A 25,884-nucleotide genomic window follows, 5' to 3' on the forward strand; every position below is an offset into this window, starting at 1 on the left:
GGCGTCCGAGCGGCGGGCCAGCTCTGCGGCGCCAGCGAGGTGGCCACGGCCAAGCGGTACGCCTGCGGCTCCGACAAGCTCATGCCGACACCGGCACGGACCATGGCTTCGGGACAGCCTTCCGCGTGAACCACTGGCTGGGGTGCACGGTGTTTGCGGGAATCGCCGGCAGCCATCTGCTGCGCGCTGCGCTCAGCAAATGGCTTCCGCTCGGGTAGATGCAAGCAGACGCTCAGGCGCCGAACGCATCGCCCAATGCATGCGCGCGGCGCTCGGCGGCGTGCATCGCGGCCTCGAAGCTGGCGCCCACGCCCGCGTCTTCCAGGGCGTGCTGCGTTGCATGGGTGGTCCCGCCCTTGGAGGTCACGCGCTGGCGCAGCACGGCGGGGGGCTCGTCCGAGCGGCGGGCCAGCTCTGCGGCGCCAGCGAGGTGGCCACGGCCAAGCGGTACGCCTGCGGCTCCGACAAGCTCATGCCGACACCGGCACGGACCATGGCTTCGGGACAGCCTTCCGCGTGAACCACTGGCTGGGGTGCACGGTGTTTGCGGGAATCGCCGGCAGCCATCTGCTGCGCGCTGCGCTCAGCAAATGGCTTCCGCTCGGGTAGATGCAAGCAGACGCTCAGGCGCCGAACGCATCGCCCAATGCATGCGCGCGGCGCTCGGCGGCGTGCATCGCGGCCTCGAAGCTGGCGCCCACGCCCGCGTCTTCCAGGGCTTGCAGCGCTGCATGGGTGGTCCCGCCCTTGGAGGTCACGCGCTGGCGCAGCACGGCGGGGGGCTCGTCCGAGCGGCGGGCCAGCTCTGCGGCGCCAGCGAAGGTGGCCACGGCCAATCGGTACGCCTGCGGCTCCGACAGCCCCATGCCGACACCGGCGCGGACCATGGCTTCGAGAAAGTAGAACACGTAGGCCGGGCCCGAACCCGAGAGCGCGGTGACGGCGTCGAGCTGCTTTTCGTTTTCCACCCACAGGAACTCGCCGGTGCAGGCCATGATGGCTTCGACGCTCTGGCGCTCGGCGGCACTTACGGCGGGGCGGGCGTACAGCGCGCTCATGCCCTTGCGCACCAACGCCGGCGTGTTCGGCATGGCGCGCGCCACCCGCTCGCAGCCCAGCCACCGGACGATGCTGTCGCAGCGGATGCCGGCCGCCACGCTCAGATGCAGGGCCTGCCGGACATGCGCCCCGGCCTGCGCAGCGGCGTCCCTGAAGACCTGCGGTTTGACCGCCCAAACCACGACCTGCGCGCGCTCCAGCGCCGCGCCGGCCTCGGGCAGGGGCTCGACGCCATGCGTGCTGCGCAGGGCCTCGCGCGCTTCGGCTCCGGGTTCGAGCACCTCGATCTGGCTGGCCTGCTGGCCTTGGTCGATCAAGCCGCCAATGATGGCGCTGGCCATATTGCCGCCGCCGATAAAGGCGATCACGGGCAGGGCGTGGGCAGGGGTGGCGGTGTTCTGGCGCATGGCAGCTGGGCGGAGGGACGAATCGGAAGCGCGATGGTAGCGCGCGTCCCCCCGGAGGGGATTTATCCGGCCGCAGCGACCCCCTTGAAGAGCATGTACGCCGCCAGGGTGAACAGCAGGGACGCGAACACCCGCTTGAGCCGTTTCACGGGCAGGCCGTGCGCGGCCTTCGCGCCCAGGGGGGCGGTGAGCACGCTGCAGGTGGCGATGACCGCCAGGGCGGGCAGCCAGATATAGCCCAGAGACGCCGCGGGCAATCCGTGCACGCCCTGTCCGCTGATCGCATAGCCCAGGCCATTCGCCAGTGCAATCGGAAATCCGAGCGCGGCGCTGGTGGCTACGGCGTTGTGCATGGGAACGTTGCACCAGGTCATGAAGGGCACGCTCACGAAGCCGCCGCCGGCTCCGACCAGCCCCGAGAGAAACCCGATCGCCCCGCCTGCGCCCAACTGCCCGGCGTTGCCCGGCATCTGCCGCGTGGGCGCGGGCTTCCTGTCCAGGAACATCTGCGTGGCCGAGAAGCCCACGAAGAGCGCGAAAAAGATCGCCAGGAACGCGCCCTTGAGCAGCGCGAAAACGCCCAGGCTGGCGAGAAAGCCCCCGGCAACGATGCCCGGGGCGAGGCGCCGGACGATGTCCCAGCGCACCGCGCCGCGCCGCTGGTGCGCCCGCACGCTGGAGATCGACGTGAACACGATGGTCGCCATCGAGGTCGCAATCGCCATCTTCACCGCCAGGTCGGGGGCCACTTTTTGCGCGCCCAGGATGTACGTCATGAACGGCACGAGCAGCATGCCGCCGCCGATTCCCAGCAGGCCCGCGAGAAAGCCCGTGGCAAGGCCCAGGACGCCGAGTTCAACGATCAGGAGGAGGTCCGGCATGGGGCAGATGAGGGCGGTGCACCCGGCCGTGGCGGGACGCGGTGACGGGAAGGGGGGAGGGGAAGGTGTCTGCGAATGCCGCCGGACCCTCATCCTGAACCGGGGGTCCAGGTGGGCGAGGGCAGCCCGGTGTTGGGTTCATCTGACGCGAGATGATCACGCCCACCGGGCAATATACCAAGCCCGTGCTCATTGAGCATTGGTTCAAGGAAATATAGGACCCGACAGCCTCGCAGACGCTGCCATTGTAGGCGCTGGCGCAGCGCCTGAAACGGGGATCACGCCCCGCTTGTCTTGTCTTGGATCAAAACAACTGGGCGTCGTCGCCCAGGGCCTGGTCCAGGCGCCGCACCAGCGTGTGCAGACGCGGGTCGGCGCCTTCGGGCAGATCGGCCGCGCGCGCGCCTGCGGCCGGCGCGGCGGCCTCGCGGTCCGCGAGGTCGAACGCCAGGTTCACTGCGGCGAGCACGGCGATGCGTTCGCGGGTCCGGACCTTGCCTGCGTCGCGGATGCGCGTCATGGCGGCATCGACGCGCGCGGCGGCGTCGCGCAGGCGGGTTTCCCGGCCCTCGGTGCAGCTCAGCAGATAGCTTTGCTGCAGGATCTGCACCTCGACTTGCTTCATGGGGTTTCTCTCGTTGCGGGCAGGCGCTCGAGCAGCGCGTCGATGCGCGCGCGCGCCGCGCTCAGGCGCGCTCTCAGCGAGTCCCGTTCCTGCGTCAGCGCGGTCACCTGCTCGGTCAGCAGCGCGTTCGCGCGTTGCAATTGCGCGTGGCGCAGCAGCAGGCGCTCGACGCGTTCGGCAATCTGGTCAATGGGGGATGCGGGTGCCATACAGCGCGCAATTTTAGGATTGCGGTATATGAATGAGCGTAACTAATCAGCCCCATCGCTGCGGGCCATGGCCGGCGCCGCGCGCACTATTTGCGCAAACGGAGCTCCGTGCAAGAACCGCTTCGGGCAAGTTACGACGCTGGCTTAGAATGCCGCCCGTTGGTGCCCGCGGCGTGGTTCACATGCCGCAGTTCAACGGGAAGCAGGGAGGGGTGCCGTCAACCATGGCGCGCCGGGCCTGCGCTGCCCCCGCAACGGTCAGCGGACGAATCAGCCGATTCTCTCTCCATCCATACGCCACTGCGCGCCTTGAACAAGTGCATGGGAAGGCATTGGGGGGTGTTCCGCCAGCCCGGATACCGGCCAACGAGGTGGTTCGTGCATGGGCGTCCATGCGCAGCCGTATCGCCCACAACGCTGGCGGGGTGCCGGCGCGGGTTGTTCGCTTGTCCTTCGATCCCCATGCATCTCCATACCCCTCATGCGTGCCGTGCCGCGCCGCTGTGCCTGCGCCCGGGTGCGCTGGCCGTTCTTTCCCTTGTCTGCGGCCATATGGCGCATGCGCAGGAGTCCGCGACACCCGCGCTGCAAGAGACCGTGGTCACCGCCACGCGCGCCGAGCAGCCCCTGTCCGACCTGGTGGCCGACCTGTCCGTCGTGGACCGCGAAACCATGGAACACAGCGGCGCCGCGGGTCTGGTCGATCTGCTCGCGCGCCTGCCGGGCGTGGAGATGGCGCGCAACGGCGGGGTCGGCAATAGCGCCAGCGTCTTCCTGCGCGGCGCCGAATCGCGCCATGCGGCGGTCTACATCGACGGGGTGCGGGTCGATTCGCAGTCCACGGGCGGGGCGCAATGGGAGCAGATCCCGCTGGCGCAGATCGAGCGCATCGAGGTGCTGCGCGGCCCGGCCGCGGCGGTCTATGGATCGGACGCCATCGGCGGGGTGATCCAGCTTTTCACCCGCAAGGGGGAAGGCCCCGCCAGGCCGTACGCGGGAATCGGCCTGGGCAGCCAGGCCACGCGCAAGGTCGAGGCCGGCGTCAGCGGCAGCGCCGGGCAGGGCGGCGCGCTGGACTATTCGCTCGGGCTGGCGCGCGAGAGCAGCGCGGGTTTCGACGTCCAGACCCGCGGCACGCACAACCCGGACCGGGACGCGCATCGCCTGGCCTCGGGCCATGCGCGGCTCGGTTGGCGCATCGACGAGCGCCACCGCATCGACACCAGCTGGCTCGCCAGCTACCTGAATGCGGGCTACGACGATTACGGCCACGACGCCGCCCGCCCGGTCGATGACCGCAGCCTGCAACGCCTGCGCACGGCGGGGCTGACCTGGGCGGCGCAATGGTCGCAGGCCTACGCAACGCGCCTGTCGGTCACCGACGCGCTCAGCCGCTACGCGACCACGCCCTCGCCCTACCGCACCGAGACCGGGCTGCGCGGCTACCTCTGGCAGAACGACTACCGCCTGGGCGCGCACCGCTTCAGCGCCGCGCTCGAGCGCCGCGAAGACGCGCTGCAAAACGCCCCCATCGACCGCAGCCGCGCGCAGGACGCGCTGGCGCTGGGCTATGGCCTGATCTCCGGGCGCCACACCGTGCAGCTGAATCTGCGCCACGACGCCGACAGCGAATTCGGCGCCAAGGACACGGGCAGTGCGGCGTATGGCTACGCGTTCACCGCGGACTGGCGCGCCAGCGCCTCGGTGGGGACGGCTTTCCGGGCGCCGACCCTGTACCAGCGTTTCAGCAAATACGGTGTCGCCACGCTGCAACCCGAGAGCAGCCGCAACGCCGAACTGGGTCTGCGCTACGCCCGGGGCCGCAGCAGCTTCTCGGTGCTGGCCTATCGCAACCGGTTCAGCGACCTGATTGCGTTCGGCGCGGCGGGCGCCTGCGCGTCGAGCTACGGCTGCTACGCGAACATCGCGCGCGCGCAATCCACGGGGCTGACCCTTGCCGGCGCGCACGCGCTGTCGGGGGTGCAACTGCACGCTTCGCTGGACCTGCAAAATCCGCGCAACCTGGACACGGGCAAGCAGGCCCCGCGCCGGGCCAGACACCACGCCACGGTGGGCGCCGACACGCGCGTCGCCGACTGGACCGTGGGCGCCGAGGCGCAGGCCTCGGGCCAGCGCTTCGATGACGCGGCGAACGCCAACCGGCTCGGGGGCTACGCGCTGCTCAACCTGTACGCGCAGACCCGCGTGGCGCGCGACTACCAGCTGCTGGCGCGCATCGACAACCTGGCCAACAAGAACTACGAACTGGCGCGCGGCTACGCCACGCCCGGCCGCAGTCTGTATGTGGGCCTGAAATGGGCGCCTCGATGAATCCGGCCTCTGCGCTTTCCGCTACCACCGAGCTCATCGTGGGCGGGCAAAAGAGCGGCAAGTCGCGTCGCGCCGAGCAACTGGCATGCGATTGGTTGGCTCTCAGCGGTGCGCACCGCGCGCTGCTGATAGCCACCGCCGAGCCCGGCGACGACGAGATGCGCGAGCGCATCGCGCGCCACCAGCGCGAGCGCGCCGAACGCGTCCCGGGCCTCGGGACCGTGCAGGAGCCGCATGACCTTGCCGCCGCGCTGCTGCGGCACGGCGGCGCGCAAACCCTGCTCGTGGTGGACTGCCTCACGCTCTGGCTCAGCCACTGGAGCATGCCGATCGGGCTGGACGCGATGGATTCGCCGCAAAGGCAGGCGCTCGCGCTGGATTGGGAAAAGCAACGCGTCCTGTTTCTGGAAGCCATCCGCAAAGCCCCCGGCCCCGTCGTTCTGGTGGGCAACGAGATCGGCCTGGGCGTGATACCGCTGGGCCGCGCGGTGCGTGCCTTCGTTGACGCGCTGGGTACACTGAACCAGCAACTGGCGCAGATCTGCCCGCGCGTCACCCTGATGGTGGCCGGGCTGCCCCTGACCCTGAAAGACCCTTGCCGATGAATCCGTCCCCCGCGCGCCGCGTCCTTTGGGCGCTGGCGATCCTGGTGCTGCCGGGCCTGCCCATGGCCGGGCTGGCGCAGCCGGTGCACGTCGGGGACGACCGGGGCCGCGTGCTGCGCTTGCCGCGCGCGCCGCAGCGCGTCGTGAGCCTGCTGCCCTCGCTGACCGAGAGCGTGTGCGCGCTGGGGCAGTGCCAGCGCCTCGTGGGCGTGGACCGCGATTCCAACTGGCCCGAGGCCGAAACCGGCAGGCTGCCCAAGCTGGGCGGCGGGCTCGACCCGAGCATCGAGGCCATCGTGGCGCTCAGGCCCGACGTGGTGCTGCTCGCGCGCAGCTCGGGCGCCGCCAGCGAGCGGCTCGAAGCGCTGGGGCTGAACGTGGTCGTGCTGGAACCCAAAACGCACGCCGACGTGCACCGCGTGCTCGCCGTGATCGGCGATCTGCTCGGCGTGCCGCGCGCGCAAGGGGCCGACCGTTTGTGGCGCGCGATCGACGCCGGCGTGCGGGCTGCGGCCCAGGCGCTGCCGCCCGGGGCGAGGAACGCGCGCGTCTACTTCGAGGTCAGCCGGGGGCCGTATGCCGCGGGTGCGGCCTCGTTCATCGGCGAATCGCTCGCGCGCCTGGGCGCACGCAATGTGGTTCCCGCGTCGCTGGGGCCGTTTCCCCGGCTGAGCCCCGAGTTCGTGCTGCGCGCCGACCCCGACGTCATCATGATCGGCAACCGCAGCATGCAGGCCATGCTGGCCTACCCGGGCTGGGACCGCCTGCGCGCCGTGCGCACGGGGCGCGTCTGCGTGTTCGGCGCAAAGGACGCCGACATCTTGGTGCGCCCCGGTCCGCGCCTGGCCGATGCCGCGCGCATCATGGCGCGCTGCCTGACGGAGAAAGCGGCCGCGCGGCCTGGGCACGCGCCTTCGGGCGGCGGCGAGGCTCCGCCGCCCGCTGCCGCGCCGGGCCGCTCCCAAGCAAGATTCAGCCCCCTCGGGGGGCAGCGACAGCGACCCCACGCAGCGGGGCGCGTGGGGCTTGGGCAGGCCGCATGACCCCCGCGTGCGCAGCCTCCCCCACCGGGGATGCACCGGGGCGCCGCGCAGCCTGGTGCGGCACTTGGCTGCTGCTCGCCGCCGCGCTGCTCGCGCTGTGCGGCGCCAGCGTGGGCAGCACGGGGTTCGACAGCCTGCTGCGCATGCGCACCGACCCCGTGGCTTGGCAGATCGTGTGCGACATCCGCCTGCCGCGCACGCTGGGCGCCTGGCTCGCGGGGGCGCTGCTGGGCCTGGCCGGCGCCGTGGCGCAGGGGCTGTTTCGCAACCCGCTGGCCGACCCGTACCTGCTGGGCAGCGCCTCGGGCGCGGCGCTGGGCGTGACCGTGGCCATGGCGTGGTTCGGCGTGTCCGCGCTGGCGACGCCGTGGCTGGCGCGCATCGGCACCGCGGGAATGGCCTTTGCGGGCGCGGTGCTCGCCGTGCTGCTCACGCTGCTGCTCGCGCGCGGCGTGCAGCACACGCTGCGCCTGCTGCTCGCGGGCGTGGTCGTGGGCGTGGTGCTGGGCGCGCTGCGCGACCTGGTGCAATTGGCCTCGCCCGACATATTGCGGGCCGTGCACGCCTTTGCGCTGGGCAGCACGGCCTTTGTCGGCTGGGCGGCCTGCGCGCTCATGGCCGCGGCCTGGGGCCTGTGCAGCGTGCTCGCCTGGACGCTGGCGCGCGCGCTCGACGCGCTGACGCTGGGCGAGGCCACGGCCGCCAGCCTGGGCCTGCCGCTGACTCCCATGCGCGCCGGCCTGGTGGCCGCGATGGCGCTGGCCACGGCCGTGGCGGTGGCGCAGACCGGGCTGATCGCCTTCGTCGGGTTGGCCGCGCCGCACCTGCTGCGCTCCATCGTGCGCGTGACGCACGCGCGCCACATCCTGCTGTCCAGCTTCATGGGCGCGCTGCTGCTGCTGGCCGCGGACATCCTGGCGCGCTGGCTGCTCGCACCGCAGGAGCTTCCCGTGGGCGTTCTCACGGCGGCGCTCGGCGGCAGCTACCTGCTGTGGCTCATGCACCGGCGCACGGTGCAGGCGGGTGGAGCATGAAGCCGATCGCCATCAGCGCGCGCGGCGTCTGCGCGGCCATCGGCAAGCAGCGCGTCCTGCACGGCATCGACCTGGAACTGCGTGCCGGGTGCTGGACCAGCGTCGTCGGACCGAACGGCGCGGGCAAGTCCACGCTGCTCAAGGCGCTCGCGGGCCTGCTGCCGCGCGCTGCGGTGCAGGGCGAGCTGCGCTGGCTCGGGCGCCCGCTGGCGCAGATTCCCGCGCCCGAGCGCGCCCGCTTGCGCGCCTGGCTGGGGCAGAACGAGGGCGGTGCCGACGAGCTCACGGGCTACGACGTCGTCATGCTCGGCCGCCTGCCGCACCAGTCCTGGCTCGCGCCGCCGGGCCCGGCGGACCATGCCGCCGTGGCGCAGGCGTTGCACAGCACGCAGGCCTGGGACTGGCGCCAGCGGCCGCTGGCGCAGCTCTCGGGCGGCGAGCGCCAGCGCGTGCTGCTGGCGCGCGCGCTCGCCGTGCAGGCCCCGGTGCTGCTGATGGACGAGCCGCTGGCCAACCTCGACCCGCCGCACCAGACCGACTGGCTGCACACCATGCGCACGCTGGCGCACGCCGGCGGCACCGTGCTGAGCGTGCTGCACGAGATATCGTTCGCGCTGCAGGCCGACGACATGCTGGTGCTCGCCGGCGGCCGCGTGCTGCACCACGGCGCCTGCGCCGCGCCGGCCACGCACGCCGCGCTCGAGCAGGTGTTCGGGCAGCGCATCCGGGTGCGGTGGCTGGACGGCATGTGGATGGCGCTGCCGGCGCTGCAGCGGGGCGGCCCGGAGAGTGGGCCCAGTGGGCCTGCGACCCCGGCCGTCCCGGAATGAACATCGACATCGAAACGGTTTTCCTCCCGAGAAAGCACAAGCACACCATGCAGATCGAACCCGCACCCACCGAGGGGCAGCACGCAAGGGCCGAGGGCGAACGCCGCGGCCTGGTCATCGTCAACACCGGCGACGGCAAGGGCAAGAGCACGGCGGCCTTTGGCCTGGCGCTGCGCGCGCACGGCCGGGGCAAGGCCGTAAAGATCTACCAATTCATGAAGGTGCCCACGGCGCGCTTTGGCGAGCACCGCCTGTTCGAGCAGATTGGCCTGCCCGTCGAGGGCCTGGGCGACGGCTTCACCTGGAAGAGCCGGGACCTGGAACATTCCGCGCAACTCGCGCGCGACGGCTGGGAAAAGGCGCGCGCAGCGATCCTGTCGAACGCCTACTTCCTGCTCGTGCTCGACGAAATCACCTACCCGCTGATCTACGGCTGGCTGCCGCTCGATGGCGTTGTGCAAACGCTGCGCGAACGCCCGCGCGACGTGCACGTCTGCCTCACGGGCCGCCGCTGCCCGCCCGAGATCGTCGAACTCGCGGACACCGTGACCGAAATGCGCCAGGTCAAGCACGCGTTCGACGCGGGAATTCCCGCGCAGCGCGGCATCGAGGACTGACGCCGCGCCATGCCCGCGCACCATTCCAGTCCCCGTCCCCCGGCGCGTTGCGTGATGCTGCTCGGAACCAGCAGCGGCGCGGGCAAGAGCTGGCTTGCGACGGCGCTGTGCCGCTGGTACAGCGACCGGGGGCTCCGGGTCGCGCCCTTCAAGGCGCAGAACATGAGCAACAACGCCCGGGTCGTTCCCGGCCCGGGCGGCGCCATGGGCGAGATCGGGTCTGCGCAGTATTTCCAGGCCCTGGCCGCGCGCGCCGAGCCCGAGGTGCGCATGAACCCGCTGCTGCTCAAGCCTGAGGCCGACACGCGCAGCCAGGTGGTCTGCATGGGGCAGGTGAGCGCGGAACTTGGCGCCATGCCCTGGCACGCGCGCAGCGCCAGGGTGTGGCCGCAGATTGCCGCTGCGCTCGACGCCCTGCGCGCCGAGAACGACCTGCTGGTGATCGAGGGTGCGGGGTCGCCCGCCGAGATCAACCTGCAGGCCAGCGACATCGTGAACCTGCGCGTGGCACAGCATGCGCAGGCGCGCTGCCTGCTGGTGACCGACATCGACCGGGGCGGCGCTTTTGCGCACCTCTACGGCACCTGGGCGCTGCTTCCCGAAGCGCAGCGCGCGCTGATTCACGGCTTCGTGCTGAACAAGTTCCGCGGCGACGCCGCCCTGCTCGCGCCAGCGCCGCAAAAGCTGCAAGACCTGACCGGCGTGCCCACCGTGGCCACCATTCCCATGCAGTGGCGCCATGGCCTGCCCGAGGAAGACGGACTGTTCGACGAGCGCAGCCGCGCAGCCGGTGCCGTGCACACCAGCGTGGCCGTGATGACCTGCCCGCACATCAGCAACCTCGACGAATTCCAGGCGCTCAGAAACCTGCCCGGCCTGCGCCTGCTGTGGGCGCGCAGCCCCGCCGATCTGGCAGGACTCGGCGCCAGCGACTGGGTCATCCTGCCCGGCTCCAAGGCCACCGCCGCCGACCTGGCCTGGCTGCGCGCGCAGGGGCTGGACCAGGCCATCGCCGCCCATGCCGCGCGCGGCGGCATGCTGCTGGGCCTGTGCGGCGGCCTGCAAATGCTTGGCGAGGCGCTCATCGACAGCGCGGGAATCGACGGCAATGCACCCGGCCTGGGCCTGCTGCCGCTGGTCACCCGCTTCGCACCCACCAAGACCCTGCGGCGCACCCGCGTCCGCTTCCCCACGCTGCAGGGCGCCTGGGCCGCGCTATCGGGCGTGCAGGCCAGCGGCTACGAGATCCACCACGGGCAGACCGTCTGGCACCCGGCCATGGTCGCCGGCGGCGACGCGGCGCGCGAGCTGATTCCCGGCCTGGCCTGGCAAAACGCCGCGGGCAACGTGCTCGGCCTGTACCTGCACGGCCTGCTCGAAGACCCCGCAGTGCTGCAGGCACTGTTTCGCTGTGCGATCCAAGTGCCCACGCTCGAATCCGTGTTCGACGGCCTGGCCCGCGTCGCAGACAGCTGCTTTGCGCCGGGCGTTCTGCAGGCGCTGATCGCACCCGCTGCCTGATGCTCCGAGCCACTCCTTGCCTGCGCAAAACATGCACGCCCTGACCGATTTCACGTCCCCGGGCATTGCCGACATCGGCAACGCCGTATTCACGGCCCACCTGCAACAGCTGCTGGACAACAAAACCAAGCCCTCGGGCGCGCTCGGCCGGATCGAGGCGCTGGCCCTGCGCATCGGCCAGGTGCTTGGCACGTCGGCTCCCGTGCTCGTGCGGCCGCAGCTGCTGGTCTGCGCCGCCGACCACGGCCTGGCGGCGCACGGCGTATCGGCCTTCCCCCGCGAGGTGACCGCGCAGATGGTGGAGAACTTTCTCGCCGGCGGCGCCGCCGTGAGCGTGCTCGCGCGCCAGCATGGGCTGCAACTCACCGTGGTCGATTGCGGCGTGGCGCGTGACTTTGCCGACAGCAGCAGCGCCCCGCCCGGCGCGCCGCGCCTGTTGGTGCGCAAGCTGGCAGCGGGCACGCGGGACGCTTGCGCGGGCCCGGCGATGACCGCGGCCGAATGCGCGCAGGCCCTCGCCAACGGCCGGGACATCGTGTGCGAGCTGCCGGGCAATGCCCTGCTGCTGGGCGAGATGGGCATTGGCAACACATCCGCCGCGTCGCTGCTGCTGGCGCGGCTCGCGGACCTGCCGCTGGCCGAATGCACGGGCGCGGGAACGGGGCTGGACGCCGCGGGCGTGGAGCGCAAACGCGCCGTGCTGCAACGCGCCCTGGACGCGAACCCCCAGGCCGCAGCGCCGCTGAGCGCGCTCGCCGCACTCGGCGGCTACGAGGTCGCCACGCTGGTCGGCGCCGTGCTGCAGGCCGCCGCCGAGCGCCGCGTGATCGTGGTCGATGGCTTCATCACCGGCGCCGCCGTTCTGGTGGCCAGCCGCATCGCACCGGCGGTGCTGCAGCGCTGCGTGTTCGCGCACCGCTCGGGCGAGCACGGCCACCGCCTGATGCTCGCGCAGATGCAGGCAGAGCCCTTGCTGGATCTGGGCCTGCGCCTGGGCGAAGGCAGCGGCGCGGCGCTGGCCTGGCCGCTGCTGCAATCGGCCTGCGCGCTACTGCGTGAGATGGCAAGCTTTGCCGCCGCGGGGGTGGCGCAGCGGACGCGGTAGGCTCTGCGCTTGCGGCGTGCGGGGGCAAGTGCCTGCAAATCAAGAGGAAAACGGTATGACGATGAAAGGAAACACCATGTTGGATTTGGGTCCAGATAGTAAAAGCATCCGGTACGAAGTGGCATTGGATATTCTTGGCGAGAGTCGCCAGCCCTTTATGCGGGCTATCCACGAAGAGAAGCAAAAATCAGAACCATCGCAGGTGTTCATTCGCTACTGCGAGACCCGTTTGACCGCGATCGATGAATTGCAAGACGATTTGCGGCTCAATGATTTGGACACCATTGAGCGCATCCTTACAAAAGGAAATCCCCTGTTCAAGGTTGATTGAGTCAGGACTTGCGCAGACCAGGTTCAGCTGGCGTGCAACTCGGACGTGTGGAGTTAAAACCATGCAAGCATGCATCACAAAAAATTACAAAAAACTACTTTCTCGATTGTTTATTTTGGTTTGCGTAATTCCTATGAGCGCTATGGCGGAATACCAGCCGATGACCGAAGACGAAATCCGGGAAACGGCAACCAAGTACTTCGCAGAACGGCAATCCAAGTCATCATACCGGAAATACCCAATCATCGTTTTGGTAGGTGGTCAGCCAGGTGCAGGAAAGAGTGCAGTAGCAGACGTAGTGAAAGCCGAACTGATCGGGCAGGGCGGTTACCTCCACATTGATGCTGACCGGATGCGCGAGCGCATCCGTGTGGGTGAAAATAACCCAAGCTCTGAGCAAACGCAGGCCGATGCGGGACGACTGGTGGCTGTGCTGCGTGACCAAGCGATGCAGGGACGACGCAATATCGTGGAAGAAGGTACTTTTCGCAACCCGGACGGCATGGGAAAATTTGTGCAGAAGCTCCAGGCGCGCGGTTACACGGTCGAGTTGTTCGCTGTGGCGGCGTCGCGTGAGGAAAGTCTGCTTGGTATCTATCAACGCCACGAACTGCAACATCAAAACGGGATGGACAATCCGCGTTTTGTCAGCGAGAAGTACCACGACGAGGCCATGCAAGGTTTTGAAAGTACGGTAGCCAAGATAGCCGCACAACTTGACCGTGTGTGCGTTTCCAACAGAAGCGGCGAGTTGCTGTACGACAGCGCCATTCAAACGAACGAGCAGTCAAATGCTTTGGAGGCTCTGGCAGCTGGCCGCCAGCTCACCGATACCAAGCTGGCCAAGGTCACGGAACTATGGGGCACTGTTGAATCCCAAGCCAGGCAGCGCGATGCAGCAAGTGGCTACCTGGATATGGTTAGTGCTCACATGCAGCGCCTCCATGACATGCAGAAGGATCGGATTCATGGTCACGCCATGAACCAACTTGAGTTGGAATCGCGTCTGTCCAAGAACAGCCGCAACTCAAGCAAACCCCCATCTTCTGATGGTCTGAAGAAGACGCAGTCATTGCGTCGCAAGTCTGGCAAACGCCCAGGCGGGCAAGTCGGTCATGCCGGCAAAACGCTGCGCCAAGCGGCCGTTGTAGATCACGTCGTCGAGCAAAACTGCCTGAGCACTGCGATGCCTGTCATGCAGCATTGCCTGTAGGCCAAGCGCAAGTACAGGAGCGCCGTCAGGTGCTCGATATCCCCGTTCCCCGCCATGAGGTCACGGAGTACCGAACGCTGAGCTTGGTCTGTCAGTGCGGCAAATTGCACGAGAGCCGCTTTCCCGAGAAGGTGACCGAGCATGTGCAGTACGGCCCCAACATACGTGCCGTAGCGGTGCACTTCACACAAGGTCAGCTGCTGCCCTATGCGCGCACCAGCGAGTTGATGGCTGACCTGTACCAGTTGGACATCTCACCGGGCACGCTGTATGGATGGACGCGCGAGGCCGACGCGTTGCTCAGCCCCTCGGTCCAAGCCATAGCGCAGCAGGTGAGCCAATCGCCCGTGGTTCATGTCGATGAATCGGGTCTGCGCGTACAGGCCAAATTGCAGTGGCTGCACACCAGCGTCACCCCGACGCACACTTGGTAGGCGATGTCCCAGTCGTAGTTGGAACTTGAGGCGGCGGTTTCCGGCGAATTCGACAGAATCGGATTTGCCAACTTCAACTGAAGAACCGAAAGAAACCGCCATGAAGGATCGTAAGTCAAAGAGCAATCTGAAGGTCGTGCATCGCAACGACAGGGCACAGGTCAAGCGGGTGCTGGCCGACAGCGGCCAAGCGCTGTTGCCGATGCTGGAGTTGATCGAAGGAGCGCGAGCGAGCATCGAGGAGCTGATGCATGAAGCGGCCGTTGGTCTGGTCGAGCAACTGCTGGTGCTTTCAGCGCAGGACCTCGCTGGTGCCAAGCAACGTGGTCGCGAGGCGGGGCCGGTGCTGTGGCACGGCGCCCAGCGCGGCGTGATTGGCTTGGCCGAGCGGCAGTTGCGCGTGCAGCGTCCACGGCTGCGCGACAAGAACGGGCGCGAGGTGCGAGTGCCGGCCTATGAGCGGCTGCGCAACCATGCGGATGCTGCGACGCGCGTGCGCGATATTCTCATTGCAGGCGTCTCCACGCGTCGCTACGCGCAGGTGCTGCCCGAGGCAGCGGGCACGGTGGGGGTATCCAAGAGCGCCGTCTCTGGGCACTTCGTGGAGGCCAGCGCCGCGCAACTGGCCCAGTTCAACGAGCGCAGCCTGATCGATCTGAAGGTGCTGGTGATCTACATCGATGGCATCATCGTGAACGGCCACCATATCATCGCCGCGCTGGGCGTGGACGATGCCGGCGACAAGCATCTGCTGGGCCTGAGCCTGGGGGCCAGCGAGAACGCGCAGGTGGTCAAGGACCTGCTGCGCCGACTGATCGAGCGCGGACTCGACGCCACGCTGTCGTACCTGTTCGTGATCGACGGCTCCAAGGCGCTGCGTAGCGCCATCGACGAAATGTTCGGCAAGCAAGCACGTGTTCAGCGTTGCCGCACGCACAAGCTGCGCAATGTCCTGGAGCGGTTGCCCAAGACCGAGGCCGCGCAGACCAAGGCGGTGATGACGGCCGCCTACAAGCTGGGCGCCAAAGAGGGCATGGCCAAGCTGCAAAAGCAGGCGCAGTGGCTGCAGCGCGAGCATGCCGGCGCGGCTGCGTTGTTGCTGGAGGGCTTGGAGGAAACCTTCACCGTCAATGCCCTGGGCCTGCCGCCTTCGCTCACGCGGTGCCTGTGCACGACCAACATTATCGAGAATCCCAACGGCATCGTGCGGCGCACGAGCCGGCGCGTCACGCGCTATCGCGATGCCGACATGGCGCTGCGCTGGACGGCTGCAGGGTTCATCGAGGCACAGAAGTCGTTTCGCAAGATCCAGGGGGTCAGGGACCTCTGGATACTGGAGACTGCATTGGGCCGCCGCAACTCCGACTCTGACCTTGCCGAGCCAAGGGAGGCCGCATAATCTCACGCCCCGCCGTCACAGGTTGCAACTATCTGGGGGACATCGCCACTTGGTATGGCGTACATCCCAAGCGGGGCATCGAGGCAGTCAATGCGTTCGGTGTTCTGAAGGACTACGTTGGTGTGCTGGTGCATGACTGCTGGGCGCCATACTGGTTGATCCAATGCGTGCATGCGTGCATGCGTTGTGCAATGCGCACCTGCTGCGCGAGCTGACCTTCTTGGCCCAGAGCAGTGGTCAAGCTTGGCCGCAACGCATGATGGACATGCTGCTGGCAGCGCATCGAGGCTGCGAACGGGCCCGCACACAGGGAATCACAGCGGTGCCGTCACGCCAAGTACTGCGTTGGATAGGGCGCTACCGTGCCCTGTTGGATGAGGGGCAAGCGCTCAACCCGCAGCGCGTCAAGGAGCAGGGCAAACGCGGACGGGCCAAGCAGTCGGATGCGTTCAATTTGCTGCGACGCCTGCGCGATCATGAGTCGGTGCCTTTCACGAACAACTTGGCCGAGCGGGCCATCCGGATGCCCAAGGTCAAGCAAAAAATCTCCGGTTGCTTTCGCACCTTTGCCGGGGCACAAAGCTTCTGCACGATCCGCTCCTATCCGGACACTGCGCGCAAGCATGGGGTGGGCAGGCTTGATGCATTACGGGCGGCGTTCAATGACGCTCCTATGGAGTTTGTCGGTAGCGGCTGAATAGTCACGATCTAAGCACGTAAACACGTTCTACCCGACACAACCTGCCCCACACACGCGCATTCCGGGGCTTTCTGGTTGGCATGCAATATGCTTTCAGTTTATGCAAGTGACTTGCATGACGCGATCACGACGATGCCGAGAGGCGCGCATTGCCCGGGAAGCGACTGACTTCCCCCTTGATCCAGAAAGACCCGTGATGACCAACTGCCGTATCGTGTTGACCCAGCTGAGCCTTGTTGCCGCTGGCCTGCTGATGGCCGCCAGCGCCCAGGCGCAAAACCTGCTGGAGGGCGTCCAGGCCAAGAAGGAAATTGTCGTGGGCACCGAAGCCCAGTTCGCGCCGTTCGAGTTCGTGCAGGACGGCAAGATCGTGGGCTACGGCCCCGACCTGATGCACCATGTGCTGGCCGGTCTGCCTGGCGTGAAGGTCAAACAGCTGGACGTGCCGTTCCAGGGCATCCTGCCCGGCCTGGCCACGCGGCGGTTCGACTTCATCATCACCTCCGTCAGCGTGATCAAGGAGCGCGCCGACAAGTTCGCCTTCACTATTCCGATCGCCGATGCCACCACCGCGCTGGTGCGCCGCAAGACCGACGCGGCCCTGGCCGTGCCGGCCGCCGTTGCGGGCAAGACGGTGGGCTCGGCCCAGCTCAAGGCGCTGCAGGCCTACGCGGCCCAGCTCAAGGCCGAGGGCAAGCCAGCCATCAACATCCGCGAATACGTGAGCTTCGACGAGGCCTATGCCGACTTGGCCGCAGGCCGCCTCGACGCCGTGGCCCAGTCGCTGGCCAACCTGGCTACGCTGGTCAAGACGCGCGGCGATACCTACGCCCTGGTGCCCGGCCCCATCGGCCCCAAGAGCTACTTCGCCTGGGTGGGCCGCAAGGACGCCGACAGTGCCCCGCTGGTCGCCTACTTCAACAAGGGCATCGCCGAGGCCCAGCGCAGCGGCAAGATGACCGAGTTGCAGCAGAAGTGGTTCGGCTTCACCATGCAGACGCCTACCGACAAGCTGCCCGAACCCACGATGTAAGCGGGGAAGGTCGAGTGAACGCCGAAGGACTGGCCGCCTACCTGCCGCTGATGCTGCAGGGCGCGGGCACCATGCTGCTCGTGTCGGCCCTGGCCATTGTGCTGGGGCTGGCGGGCGGGGCCGTGTTGCTGGGGCTGGCGCAGCTGCGGCAGGGGCGCGGCCCGCTGGCCTGGGCCGTGGTGGTCTATGTGAGCTTCATGCGCGGCACGCCGCTGCTAGTACCGACGCCTAGGATTCATGGAACATGAGTAAAATCATGCGATCACCAATTGATGACCAGGGGTGTTGCTATGCGCCAGACCGAACTGCACTTGACCAACAAAGACCGCAAAACGGTGGGCAAGATGCGCAGCAAGGGACTGCATCATTCGCGAGAGGTCAACCGTGCGCATGTGCTGTGGTGCTTAGATCAGAACGTTCCGGAGTCCCAGATCATGGCCGTGCTGGGGATAGGGAGGACCACTGTGTGGCGCACACGCTTGGCGTATCTGGAAGGTGGACTAACGTTGGCGCTGTTCGATTTGAAGCGCTCAGGTGGGCCTTGCAAGTACGACACGGACGACGAAGCGCGGGTGGTGGCGCTGGCTTGTTCGGCACCTCCTTCGGGGCGCAACCGCTGGACGCTGATGGAGCTCGAACACGCTATACGCCAAGAGCCTGGCCTCAGTTGCATGGGTCGGGATACCGTGCGACGCATACTAAAAAAAACTACTTGAAACCCTGGCGCAGGGTGATGTGGTGCATCGGCCTGCTGACGCAAGAGTACCGGCGGCGCATGTACAACGTGCTTAGGCTGTACGCCAAGCCGCTGCGGGCAACTGAGCCAGTGATCTGCATCGACGAGAAGAGTCTTCAACTCGTCGAGCACAGCCGTGCACCGCTGCCGATGGATCGGGGCAGTCCTGCCAAGGTGGACTACGAATATGTGCGTAAGGGCACGAGCAATCTGTTTGTGGCTGTCGAACCCAAGGCAGGCAGGCGCGTAGTCACGGTGACTGAACGCCGGTGCAAGGTGGATTTCGTAGCGTTCGTCCAAGAGTTGCTGACGAACAACTACGCCAATGCGCGCCGGGTTCATCTGGTTTTGGACAATCTGAACACACACTTCAGAAAGTCCTTCGAGGACGTGCTGGGCAAGACAGCGGCAGACAAGCTCTTGCGCCGAGTGGACTTTCACTACACCCCCAAACACGCCAGTTGGCTGAACATGGCCGAGGTTGAAATCAGCGTCCTGAGTCGTCAGTGCTTGGACCGACGGATGGGCAGTCGAGAATTTCTGCGAGACGAAGTCGATGCGTGGCAGCAGGCTAGAAACGCTCAGCGGCGAACCATTGAGTGGAAGTTCACGCGGCAGGATGCGGATGAAAAATTGGGACGCCATTATGTTTCATAACTCCTAGGCGTCTGTACTAGTTGGTCATCAGTCTTTGTTGTTGAAGTAACTTGAAAGGAATGAAAGTGAATAGAAGCCGACGCGGAATTCTTCTGGGTGCCATGGGCTCATGCCTGGCGCTCCCTTGGTCAGTGCGGGCGCAGGGCGCCAAGCCCAAGATCGCCATCGTCATGCCGGGCAACATCACGGACAAGTCTTGGAACCAGGCTGGTTACGAAGGCATCAAGCTCATCGAGAAAGAACTGGGCGTGACCGTGGCTTTCAGCGAGAAGGTGGCCCAGCCCGACCAGGCCGAAGCCCTGGCCGACTACGCCCGGCGCGGCTTCAACTTGGTGTTCGGCCATGGTGGCGAGTTCCAGGAGTCCACCAGCCGCATTGCCAAGCGATTCCCGAATACGCAGTTCATCGTGAACAACGGCTACGTCAGCGGCCCGAACTTCGCCTCCATCACGTTCGACTACCGCCAGTTCGGCGCCGTGCTGGGCCATCTCGCGGCCCGTATGACGAAGACGGGCAAGGCCGGCGTCATCGGTGCGCAACGCATCCGCATGACCACCGAGATCGAGGCGGGGTTCAAAGAGGCCTTCCTCAAGGTGCAGCCGCAGGGGCAGGTGCTGGCGATCTACACCAACGACTGGGACGACGTCGCCAAGGGCAAGGAAGCTGCCTTCGCGCAGATCGCGCAGGGTGCCGACGTGATCTTCCCGACCATGGACAACGCCGTGATCGGCAGCCTGCAGGCCACGCGTGAGAAAAAGGTCTCGGCCTTTGGCATCTATTACGACGCTATCAAGGACTGGCCCGACACCGTGATCCAGTCGGCCATCGTCGACATCCGTGCCGGCATGCTCGACATCGCGCGCGAGTACGCGGGCGGCACGCTCAAGTCGGTGGTTCACACCTTTGGCATCGGCCGCCCCGACCCCCGTGTCGCGCGCCTGGGCACCTACGGCCCCGCCGTGCCGGCCGACGTGCGCAAGCAGGTCGATGAACTGGTCGCCGCCTGGCCCAAGCCATGACCAGCACGCCCGCGATCCGGCTTGAGGCCAAGCAGCTCACGGTGCGCTACGGCGATTTCGTGGCGAATGACCGCGTGGATCTGGCCCTGTGCGCGGGCGAGGTCCACGCCGTGCTGGGCGAGAACGGCGCGGGCAAGAGCACGCTGATGAACGTGCTGATCGGCCTGCAGCAGCCCTCTGGCGGTCAGCTGGAACGCGATGGCCTGCCTGTGCGCTTCATGGGGCCGCAGGATGCCGCCGAGGCGCGCATCGGCATGGTCCACCAGCACAGCATGCTGGTGGAACGGGTATCGGTGGTCGAGAACATCGCACTGGGCCTGCAACGCGGGTTGGGCCGTGTGCCGCTGGCCGAACTGGCGTCACAACTCCAGGCGCTGGCCGCCGAATCCGGGTTCACGGTCGATCCCTGGGCCGCCGTCGAAAATCTCTCGCCCGGGGAGCGCCAGCGGGTCGAAATCCTCAAGCTGCTGCACCGCCAGGCCGAAGTGCTGATCCTGGACGAACCCACCAGCGTGCTGGCGCCGCAGGAAGTCAAACCGCTGTTGCTCACGCTGCGCCGCCTGGCGGACGCGGGCCGGGCGATCGTGCTCATCACCCACAAGCTCGACGAGGTGGCGGAGGTGGCCGACCGGATCACCGTGCTGCGCGGCGGCCGGGTGGTGGTGTGCCGTCCGATGCGGGGCGCGCAGGCCAGCGAACTGGCGCGGTGCATGGTGGGCAGCGAGGCCATGGATGTGGCGCAGCCCTCGCCCGCGCGCACACCGGCCCTCACTCGTGGTGATGTGGTCATCGCCTACGACGCGGTCATGGTGCCGCCCGGCGAGGGGCGCGCGCCGCTGCAGGGCGTGACCTTGTCCGTGCACCAAGGCGAGATCGTCGGTGTGGCCGGTGTGGATGGCAACGGCCAACAGGCGCTGGCTGATGCGCTGGCGGGCCTGGTGGCGCCGAGCGCTGGCCACATCCGTTTGTGCGGCACGGACGTGCACCCGCTCAGCGCGCGCGCCCGGCGCAACCTGGGCCTGGCCTACATCCCTGAAGACCGCCACCACACCGGGCTGGTGCTGGATCTGTCAGTGGCGGAGAACCTGCGCTTGCACGACTTTCAGCGCCGGCCCTGGGTGTCCCGCATCGGGCGCCTGCGCCGTCAGCCCATGCTGCAGGCGGGCCGCGTGGCGATGGACCAATACGACATCAAAGCCCGCGATGCCTCGCAGCGCACGCGCTGGCTGTCCGGCGGCAACCAGCAGAAGATCGTGCTGGCGCGCGAGCTGTCCGGATCGCCCCGGGCCATCGTGGTGTCTCAACCTTGCAAAGGCCTTGACCTGCTGAGCACGCGCGCCGTGCACGAGGCCCTGCGCGCGCAACAACTCCAGGGGGCCGCCATTTTGTATATCTCCACCGAACTCGAACACCTGCTCGACCACTGTGACCGCATCGTGGTGCTGTCCCGTGGCCGGATCACCGGCGAGGTGGGCTGCGGCCAGTTGCCCAAGGCCGAGGCGCAGGCGCGCATCGGCGAGCTGATGGCGGGGGCCGCATGAGCACGCTGCGCATCGTGGCGGGGCTGCTGCTGGCCCTGGTGCTGGGCTCGGGCCTGATCGTCCTGGGCGGGGGCGAGGTCGCCACCGTCTACCAGGCCTTGCTGTGGGGCGCCTTCGGTAACCAGGAAGGCTGGGATGCCGTGCTGATCAAGGCGTGTCCGATCATTCTGACTGCGCTGGCCGTGGCGCTGCCGCTGCGCCTGGGCCTGTTCAACCTGGGCGGCGAAGGGCAGATGGCCATGGGCGGCCTGTTCGCCACGCTGGCGGGCCTGCAAATGGAGGGTGTGCATCCCGTGCTGGCCATCGGCGCCTGCACGCTGGCCGGGGCGCTCGGCGGGGCCTGCTGGGCGAGCATCGCGGCGGCCATGAAGGTGGCCCGTGGCGTCAACGAAGTCATCAGCACCTTGCTGCTGAACTACGTGGCGGCCACCCTGCTGAGTTGGGCGGTGTCGGGCCCGCTGATGGCGCCCGGCGCACCTTATCCCTACTCTGCCGAGCTGCCCGACGGCACCTGGCTGCCTAGCGCCCTGCCAGGCTGGAGTGCCCACGCCGGCATCTGGCTGGCCATCGGGCTGGCCGTGGTGTTCCAGTGGGTCTACAGCCAGGGCAGCATCGGCATGTCGGCGCGCATCGTGTCGCTCAGCCCGCAGGCCGCGCGGTACGCGGGCCTGTCGCCCGCGCGCCAGACCCTCGCCACCTTCGGCGTGGCCGGGGCCTGTGCCGGCTTGACCGGGGCCTTCGAGGTGCTGGGCGTGAAGTACCAGCTTTTTCAAGGTTTCATGGGTAGCTTCGGCTATGACGGCGTGATCGCCGCGATGCTCGGCGCGGCGCAACCGGCCGCCGCTGCCTTGGCCGGCATCTTTCTCGCGGGGCTGAAGGTAGGAGCCAATGCCATGCAGCGCGCCACCGGTCTGCCGGTGAGCCTGGTCGAGGCCTTGCAAGGGCTCATCATCCTGTGCATCACGGTGTCCGCGGCGCTGCCAACGATCCGCTTCACCTGGGCCCGCATGGGTGCCCGACAGACGAAAAAGGGACTCGCATGATGGCGCTCGATGAATTCACGGCGACGGCCCTGCGCCTGTCGGTGCCGGTGGCCTACGCCGCGCTGGGCGGGGCCGTGGCCGAGCGCGCGGGCGTCTACCACGTGGCGCTGGAAGGCGCGATGCTCGCGGGCTGTTTTGGGGCCGCGCTCGGCGCCTTCCATGGCGGCGCGATGGTGGGGCTGTTGGCGGGCATGCTGGCTGGGGTGCTCGTGGGCGCTCTGCTGGCCGCGATGACGGTCAGCCTGCGCTTGCCGCAGATCGTCTGCGGCATCTCGGTCAACCTGCTGGTGATTGGCCTCACGGCCTATCTCTCGCGCATCGCATTTTCCGGCCAAGCCAATACCTTGCACTTGCCGGGCTTGGTTGATCCGTGGTTTCCCGCGCTGGCGGGCGTGCCCCTGCTGGGGCCAGCCTTCTTCGCCCAGCCGCCCTTGATGACGGCGCTGCCTGTGCTGGCCGTGGCCCTCTGGTGGTGGCTGCACCGCACCCACGCGGGCCTCGCCTTGCGCGCGGTGGGCGAAGCGCCCCGGTGTGCCGACGCCAACGGCATCGATGTGCAGCGCACCCGCTGGATGGCGGTCGTGGTGGCCTCAGTCTGTGCCTCGCTGGGCGGCTGCTTCATTGTGCTGAGCCAGGTGTTTCTGTTCTCCGAACACATGACCGCCGGCAAGGGCTTCATTGCGCTGGCGGCGGTGATCCTGGGCCGCTGGAGCCTGTGGGGCGCGCTGCTGGCGGCGGTATTCTTTGGCGGGTTCGATGCCTTGCAGCTCAAGCTGCAGTTTTCTCAGCCCGGCCTGCCTTACCAGCTGTTCGTGGCCTTGCCCTATATGGCGGCGCTGCTCGCCCTGGTCGGCCTGATGGGGCGTTCGTCGCCTCCCCACGCCGTTGGTCAACCTTATCAACGTTCCACCCGATAGCCAATGAGCCGTACCCCCGAGAAAAAGAAAGTCCCCGTTCTGCCCAAGACGGCGCCTCTGGTAAACGAGCAGGACAGCATCCTGCGCGCGGTCGGCATGCGCATCAAGCATGCCCGCATGCTGCGCGCGCTGACGCTCAAGGCGCTGGCCGATGAGGCGGGCTGGTCCGAGTCCATGCTCTCCAAGGTGGAGCGGGGCCTGGCCGCGCCCTCGTTGAGCGCCCTGCACAAGCTCGCCAGCGTGCTGGGCACCAACGTGGGCGAGCTGACGTCGCCGCAGCCAGTGGTCGAGTCGCCCGTGATGGTGGCGGGCAGCCGCCCGCGCATCACCTTCGGCGCGCGCCGTGGGCACACAGGCATCAGCCTGGAGCGCCTGGTGCTGCCGCAACCGGGTCTGCTGCTGCAGGCCGATGTCTACATCATCGGCCCCAAGGAGAGCAGCGAAGAGCAGATCTCGCATGCGGGCGAAGAACTCGGCTACGTGCTGTCTGGCAGCGTCGAGCTGTGCGTGGGCGATGAGGTCTACGTGCTCGGCCCGAACGACAGCTTCCATTTCCGCAGCGAGCTGCCGCATTCTTATCGCAATCTGGGGCAGACCGAGGCCCGCGTCATCTGGGTCAACACGCCCCCCACTTTCTGAACGGAGTACATGCATGACAACGAACACTTACGAGACCGGACGATTGAATTTGCCTTTTGTGGGGCACAGCACCTTTGCCAAGTCCCCCGTCTGCGTCGACTGGGATGCCATCGATGCGGACGTCGCCGTCCTGGGCGCGCCCAACGACATGGGCACGCAGTGGCGCTCGGGCGCGCGCTTTGGTCCCCGGGCCATCCGCGAGGCCTCGACGCTGTTCTCCTTCGGGCACGCCGGTGCCTACGACTTCGAGGACGACATCCTCTACCTGACCCGCGAGGACCTACGCATCGTTGATGTGGGCGATGCCGACATCGTCCACACCGACATGCAGCAAAGCCACGCCAACGTCGAGATGGCGGTACGCAAGCTGCTGGAGAGGGGCGCTTTTCCGCTGGTGCTGGGCGGTGACCACTCGATCCACGCCCCCGTGATCAAGGCCTTCGAAGGCCGTGGGCCGATCCACATCCTGCACATCGACGCCCACCTCGATTTCGTCGACGAGCGCCACGGCGTGCGCTACGGCCACGGCAGCCCGCTGCGCCGCGCCTCCGAGCTGGACCACATCGTGGGGATGACGCAGATCGGCATCCGCAACGTGTCCTCGTCCAACCGCGCGGACTACCAGGACGCCATCGCCGCCGGCTCGCGCATCCTGTCGGTGCGTGACGTGCGGCGCTTGGGCACGGAACAGGTGCTGGCACTCATCCCGCAAGATGTCGCCTACTACATCACGGTCGACATCGACGGTTTCGACCCCTCGATCGCGCCCGGCACGGGCACGCCCAGCCATGGCGGCTTTTTGTACTACGAGGTGCTCGAAATCATCCAGGCGCTCTCGCTGCGCAGCCGCGGCAACATCGTCGGCATGGACCTCGTCGAGGTCGCGCCTGCCTACGACCCCTCCGGCATCACCTCGATCCTGGCCGCCCAGTTGCTGCTCAACAGCCTGGGATACATCTTTCACCACCGGCGCATGGCCTGAAGGGGGCACCCATGATCAGCAACCCCGTACCCTGGCCCAACGGTGCCCGCTGCGCCGTGGCCTTCACGTTCGACATGGACGCCGAAAGCCTCCTGCACCTCTCCTACCCGGACAAGGCGCACACCATGGTGTCCACGGCGTCGCAGTTGCGCTATGGCCCGCAGGTGGGTGTGCCCCGCATCCTGGAAAGCTACCGCCACTTCGGCATCAAGCAGACCTTCTTCGTGCCCGGCTGGTGCGCCGAGCGCTATCCGCATGCGGTCGAGGCGATGGTGAAGGACGGCCACGAGGTGGCGGGGCATGGCTGGCTGCACGAGCACCCCAATGAGCTGTCCGACGAACACGAGCGCTTCTGGCTGCACCACAGCCTGGCCTCGGTCGAGAAAATCACCGGCATCAAGCCCGTGGGCTGGCGTGCGCCGCTGTACAACTACTCGCACCGCTCGACCGATCTGCTGCTCGAAGCCGGTATCGCATACGACGCCTCGTTGATGGGCGACGACGTGCCCTACCTGCTGCGCGCCCAGCGGGGCGAGTTGCTCGAACTGCCCACCCACTGGGGCATGGACGATTGGCCTCCTTTTATGCACAGCACGGAGTTTGGCTTCCAGATGCCGATCCAGGCGCCGGCCTTCGCGTGGCAGAACTGGTGGCAGGAGTTCGAGGCGGCCTGGGAATACGGCGGCATGTGGATCCCGGTGTGGCACCCCTTCCTGTCCGGGCGGCTCGCGCGCTGGCGCCAGACGCACCGCATGATCGAGCAGATGATCGACAAGGGCGGCGTGTGGTTCGCGCCCCTGTGCGACATTGCCCGCCATGTCCGCCAGTGCATCGACGAAGGGCGCTGGACGCCGCGCACCGAGCGCTATGGTGAGACGGAGGGATTGCCGGCCATATCAGGCAGGGGTGTGGCGCGACGATCTGGATGAGAACAGTGTCGCGGCAAGGGGATGATGCCGGCATTGATTGCCGC

Annotated in this window: 27 protein-coding genes, 1 other RNA gene, 2 pseudogenes and 1 riboswitch; of the genes and pseudogenes, 24 read left to right on the plus strand and 6 right to left on the minus strand. The window is 67.5% G+C overall.

Annotated features, from left to right (window positions below; all coding sequences use genetic code 11):
• Window positions 1-232: 232 nt before the first annotated feature.
• The 6 genes and pseudogenes from D5041_RS04825 to D5041_RS04845 form a co-directional block, all read right to left on the minus strand.
• Window positions 233-501: pseudogene (locus tag D5041_RS04825) on the minus strand (pyrroline-5-carboxylate reductase family protein); the annotation flags it as partial.
• A gap of 122 nt (window positions 502-623) precedes the next feature.
• Entirely contained in the window at window positions 624-1,466 is an 843-nt protein-coding gene (gene proC, locus D5041_RS04830) for a pyrroline-5-carboxylate reductase (RefSeq protein ID WP_265282444.1), read from the minus strand.
• 62 nt (window positions 1,467-1,528) lie between these two features.
• Complete coding sequence (locus D5041_RS04835) at window positions 1,529-2,347, minus strand: sulfite exporter TauE/SafE family protein (RefSeq protein ID WP_265283995.1); 819 nt, start codon at window positions 2,345-2,347, stop codon at window positions 1,529-1,531.
• Window positions 2,348-2,409: 62 nt separating this feature from the next.
• Window positions 2,410-2,589: non-coding RNA, 6S RNA (gene ssrS, locus D5041_RS22240), on the minus strand.
• Window positions 2,590-2,651: 62 nt separating this feature from the next.
• The gene (locus tag D5041_RS04840; RefSeq protein ID WP_010101122.1) at window positions 2,652-2,972 is read right to left on the minus strand and encodes a cell division protein ZapA; all 321 of its coding nucleotides are present in this window, start codon (window positions 2,970-2,972) and stop codon (window positions 2,652-2,654) included.
• On the minus strand, window positions 2,969-3,181 hold the full coding sequence (locus D5041_RS04845; RefSeq protein ID WP_010101119.1) for a cell division protein ZapB: 213 nt from the start codon (window positions 3,179-3,181) through the stop codon (window positions 2,969-2,971). Before D5041_RS04845 ends, D5041_RS04840 begins: the two co-directional genes overlap by 4 nt.
• Window positions 3,182-3,325: 144 nt before the next feature.
• Window positions 3,326-3,563: riboswitch (cobalamin riboswitch) on the plus strand.
• A gap of 80 nt (window positions 3,564-3,643) precedes the next feature.
• On the opposite strand from D5041_RS04845, the gene D5041_RS04850 reads away from it, so the two are divergent.
• The 24 genes and pseudogenes from D5041_RS04850 to D5041_RS04965 all read left to right on the plus strand — a co-directional run bounded on the left by D5041_RS04850 (window position 3,644) and on the right by D5041_RS04965 (window position 25,840).
• Complete coding sequence (locus tag D5041_RS04850; protein ID WP_407702224.1) at window positions 3,644-5,512, plus strand: TonB-dependent receptor domain-containing protein; 1,869 nt, start codon at window positions 3,644-3,646, stop codon at window positions 5,510-5,512.
• A complete protein-coding gene (locus tag D5041_RS04855; protein WP_265283996.1) occupies window positions 5,509-6,117 on the plus strand; it encodes a bifunctional adenosylcobinamide kinase/adenosylcobinamide-phosphate guanylyltransferase in 609 nt (202 codons plus the stop codon). The genes D5041_RS04850 and D5041_RS04855 overlap by 4 nt, the downstream gene beginning before the upstream one ends.
• Window positions 6,114-7,007 (plus strand): annotated as a pseudogene (locus D5041_RS04860) (ABC transporter substrate-binding protein); the annotation flags it as partial. The gene D5041_RS04855 and the pseudogene D5041_RS04860, both read left to right, overlap by 4 nt.
• Before the next feature lie 149 nt (window positions 7,008-7,156).
• Window positions 7,157-8,194 (plus strand): FecCD family ABC transporter permease, encoded by a 1,038-nt coding sequence (locus D5041_RS04865; RefSeq protein ID WP_265283997.1) that lies wholly within the window; start codon window positions 7,157-7,159, stop codon window positions 8,192-8,194.
• Window positions 8,191-9,024: an ABC transporter ATP-binding protein gene (locus D5041_RS04870; protein WP_265282447.1), complete on the plus strand. Its 834-nt coding sequence runs from the start codon at window positions 8,191-8,193 to the stop codon at window positions 9,022-9,024. Before D5041_RS04865 ends, D5041_RS04870 begins: the two co-directional genes overlap by 4 nt.
• Window positions 9,021-9,641, plus strand: a complete 621-nt coding sequence (gene cobO / locus D5041_RS04875) for a cob(I)yrinic acid a,c-diamide adenosyltransferase (RefSeq protein ID WP_265282448.1) — start codon at window positions 9,021-9,023, stop codon at window positions 9,639-9,641. Before D5041_RS04870 ends, cobO begins: the two co-directional genes overlap by 4 nt.
• A gap of 54 nt (window positions 9,642-9,695) precedes the next feature.
• Window positions 9,696-11,162 carry a cobyric acid synthase gene (locus tag D5041_RS04880; protein WP_265283998.1) on the plus strand — a complete coding sequence of 489 codons (1,467 nt, stop codon included), beginning with the start codon at window positions 9,696-9,698 and terminating at the stop codon, window positions 11,160-11,162.
• A 31-nt stretch (window positions 11,163-11,193) separates the two neighbouring features.
• Window positions 11,194-12,267 (plus strand): nicotinate-nucleotide--dimethylbenzimidazole phosphoribosyltransferase, encoded by a 1,074-nt coding sequence (gene cobT / locus D5041_RS04885; RefSeq protein WP_265283999.1) that lies wholly within the window; start codon window positions 11,194-11,196, stop codon window positions 12,265-12,267.
• Window positions 12,268-12,322: 55 nt separating this feature from the next.
• Entirely contained in the window at window positions 12,323-12,598 is a 276-nt protein-coding gene (locus D5041_RS04890; protein ID WP_010099839.1) for a hypothetical protein, read from the plus strand.
• Between the two features lie 61 nt (window positions 12,599-12,659).
• Window positions 12,660-13,811, plus strand: coding sequence for a zeta toxin family protein (locus tag D5041_RS04895; protein WP_265284001.1), 1,152 nt, complete (start codon window positions 12,660-12,662; stop codon window positions 13,809-13,811).
• Between the two features lie 29 nt (window positions 13,812-13,840).
• The gene (locus tag D5041_RS04900) at window positions 13,841-14,245 is read left to right on the plus strand and encodes an IS66 family transposase (protein ID WP_407702225.1); all 405 of its coding nucleotides are present in this window, start codon (window positions 13,841-13,843) and stop codon (window positions 14,243-14,245) included.
• 100 nt (window positions 14,246-14,345) lie between these two features.
• On the plus strand, window positions 14,346-15,644 hold the full coding sequence (locus D5041_RS04905; RefSeq protein ID WP_265284376.1) for an IS256 family transposase: 1,299 nt from the start codon (window positions 14,346-14,348) through the stop codon (window positions 15,642-15,644).
• A gap of 163 nt (window positions 15,645-15,807) precedes the next feature.
• Entirely contained in the window at window positions 15,808-16,341 is a 534-nt protein-coding gene (locus tag D5041_RS04910; RefSeq protein ID WP_265284003.1) for an IS66 family transposase, read from the plus strand.
• 199 nt (window positions 16,342-16,540) lie between these two features.
• A complete protein-coding gene (locus D5041_RS04915; RefSeq protein WP_265284004.1) occupies window positions 16,541-17,377 on the plus strand; it encodes a transporter substrate-binding domain-containing protein in 837 nt (278 codons plus the stop codon).
• 14 nt (window positions 17,378-17,391) lie between these two features.
• Window positions 17,392-17,625, plus strand: coding sequence for an ABC transporter permease family protein (locus tag D5041_RS04920; RefSeq protein WP_265284005.1), 234 nt, complete (start codon window positions 17,392-17,394; stop codon window positions 17,623-17,625).
• A 42-nt stretch (window positions 17,626-17,667) separates the two neighbouring features.
• Window positions 17,668-18,093 (plus strand): helix-turn-helix domain-containing protein, encoded by a 426-nt coding sequence (locus D5041_RS04925; protein WP_265256950.1) that lies wholly within the window; start codon window positions 17,668-17,670, stop codon window positions 18,091-18,093.
• On the plus strand, window positions 18,090-18,770 hold the full coding sequence (locus D5041_RS04930) for an IS630 family transposase (RefSeq protein ID WP_265284006.1): 681 nt from the start codon (window positions 18,090-18,092) through the stop codon (window positions 18,768-18,770). The genes D5041_RS04925 and D5041_RS04930 overlap by 4 nt, the downstream gene beginning before the upstream one ends.
• A gap of 65 nt (window positions 18,771-18,835) precedes the next feature.
• Entirely contained in the window at window positions 18,836-19,789 is a 954-nt protein-coding gene (locus D5041_RS04935; protein WP_265258610.1) for a BMP family protein, read from the plus strand.
• Complete coding sequence (locus tag D5041_RS04940) at window positions 19,786-21,330, plus strand: ABC transporter ATP-binding protein (protein ID WP_265258609.1); 1,545 nt, start codon at window positions 19,786-19,788, stop codon at window positions 21,328-21,330. The genes D5041_RS04935 and D5041_RS04940 overlap by 4 nt, the downstream gene beginning before the upstream one ends.
• Entirely contained in the window at window positions 21,327-22,373 is a 1,047-nt protein-coding gene (locus tag D5041_RS04945; protein ID WP_265258608.1) for an ABC transporter permease, read from the plus strand. The genes D5041_RS04940 and D5041_RS04945 overlap by 4 nt, the downstream gene beginning before the upstream one ends.
• Window positions 22,370-23,290: an ABC transporter permease gene (locus D5041_RS04950; protein ID WP_265258607.1), complete on the plus strand. Its 921-nt coding sequence runs from the start codon at window positions 22,370-22,372 to the stop codon at window positions 23,288-23,290. Before D5041_RS04945 ends, D5041_RS04950 begins: the two co-directional genes overlap by 4 nt.
• A 3-nt stretch (window positions 23,291-23,293) precedes the next feature.
• Entirely contained in the window at window positions 23,294-23,929 is a 636-nt protein-coding gene (locus tag D5041_RS04955; protein ID WP_265284007.1) for a cupin domain-containing protein, read from the plus strand.
• A gap of 13 nt (window positions 23,930-23,942) precedes the next feature.
• Entirely contained in the window at window positions 23,943-24,911 is a 969-nt protein-coding gene (gene speB, locus D5041_RS04960; protein ID WP_265258605.1) for an agmatinase, read from the plus strand.
• A gap of 11 nt (window positions 24,912-24,922) precedes the next feature.
• Window positions 24,923-25,840: a polysaccharide deacetylase family protein gene (locus D5041_RS04965; protein ID WP_265284009.1), complete on the plus strand. Its 918-nt coding sequence runs from the start codon at window positions 24,923-24,925 to the stop codon at window positions 25,838-25,840.
• Window positions 25,841-25,884 lie beyond the last annotated feature (44 nt).

This window comes from Verminephrobacter aporrectodeae subsp. tuberculatae, assembly GCF_026127385.1.
Lineage (GTDB): Bacteria > Pseudomonadota > Gammaproteobacteria > Burkholderiales > Burkholderiaceae_C > Acidovorax > Acidovorax aporrectodeae.

Coding starts and splice junctions, on each gene's coding strand:
- D5041_RS04905 (WP_265284376.1), top strand. CDS start 14,346: ATGAAGGATCGTAAGTCAAAGAGCAATCTGAAGGTCGTGCATCGCAAC.
- D5041_RS04955 (WP_265284007.1), top strand. CDS start 23,294: ATGAGCCGTACCCCCGAGAAAAAGAAAGTCCCCGTTCTGCCCAAGACG.
- D5041_RS04855 (WP_265283996.1), top strand. CDS start 5,509: ATGAATCCGGCCTCTGCGCTTTCCGCTACCACCGAGCTCATCGTGGGC.
- speB (WP_265258605.1), top strand. CDS start 23,943: ATGACAACGAACACTTACGAGACCGGACGATTGAATTTGCCTTTTGTG.
- D5041_RS04965 (WP_265284009.1), top strand. CDS start 24,923: ATGATCAGCAACCCCGTACCCTGGCCCAACGGTGCCCGCTGCGCCGTG.
- D5041_RS04880 (WP_265283998.1), top strand. CDS start 9,696: ATGCTGCTCGGAACCAGCAGCGGCGCGGGCAAGAGCTGGCTTGCGACG.
- D5041_RS04865 (WP_265283997.1), top strand. CDS start 7,157: ATGACCCCCGCGTGCGCAGCCTCCCCCACCGGGGATGCACCGGGGCGC.
- proC (WP_265282444.1), bottom strand. CDS start 1,466: ATGCGCCAGAACACCGCCACCCCTGCCCACGCCCTGCCCGTGATCGCC.
- D5041_RS04850 (WP_407702224.1), top strand. CDS start 3,644: ATGCATCTCCATACCCCTCATGCGTGCCGTGCCGCGCCGCTGTGCCTG.
- D5041_RS04895 (WP_265284001.1), top strand. CDS start 12,660: ATGCAAGCATGCATCACAAAAAATTACAAAAAACTACTTTCTCGATTG.
- D5041_RS04950 (WP_265258607.1), top strand. CDS start 22,370: ATGATGGCGCTCGATGAATTCACGGCGACGGCCCTGCGCCTGTCGGTG.
- cobT (WP_265283999.1), top strand. CDS start 11,194: ATGCACGCCCTGACCGATTTCACGTCCCCGGGCATTGCCGACATCGGC.
- D5041_RS04945 (WP_265258608.1), top strand. CDS start 21,327: ATGAGCACGCTGCGCATCGTGGCGGGGCTGCTGCTGGCCCTGGTGCTG.
- D5041_RS04840 (WP_010101122.1), bottom strand. CDS start 2,972: ATGAAGCAAGTCGAGGTGCAGATCCTGCAGCAAAGCTATCTGCTGAGC.
- D5041_RS04845 (WP_010101119.1), bottom strand. CDS start 3,181: ATGGCACCCGCATCCCCCATTGACCAGATTGCCGAACGCGTCGAGCGC.
- D5041_RS04915 (WP_265284004.1), top strand. CDS start 16,541: ATGACCAACTGCCGTATCGTGTTGACCCAGCTGAGCCTTGTTGCCGCT.
- D5041_RS04835 (WP_265283995.1), bottom strand. CDS start 2,347: ATGCCGGACCTCCTCCTGATCGTTGAACTCGGCGTCCTGGGCCTTGCC.
- D5041_RS04910 (WP_265284003.1), top strand. CDS start 15,808: ATGCGTGCATGCGTGCATGCGTTGTGCAATGCGCACCTGCTGCGCGAG.
- D5041_RS04870 (WP_265282447.1), top strand. CDS start 8,191: ATGAAGCCGATCGCCATCAGCGCGCGCGGCGTCTGCGCGGCCATCGGC.
- D5041_RS04925 (WP_265256950.1), top strand. CDS start 17,668: ATGCGCCAGACCGAACTGCACTTGACCAACAAAGACCGCAAAACGGTG.
- D5041_RS04940 (WP_265258609.1), top strand. CDS start 19,786: ATGACCAGCACGCCCGCGATCCGGCTTGAGGCCAAGCAGCTCACGGTG.
- D5041_RS04890 (WP_010099839.1), top strand. CDS start 12,323: ATGACGATGAAAGGAAACACCATGTTGGATTTGGGTCCAGATAGTAAA.
- cobO (WP_265282448.1), top strand. CDS start 9,021: ATGAACATCGACATCGAAACGGTTTTCCTCCCGAGAAAGCACAAGCAC.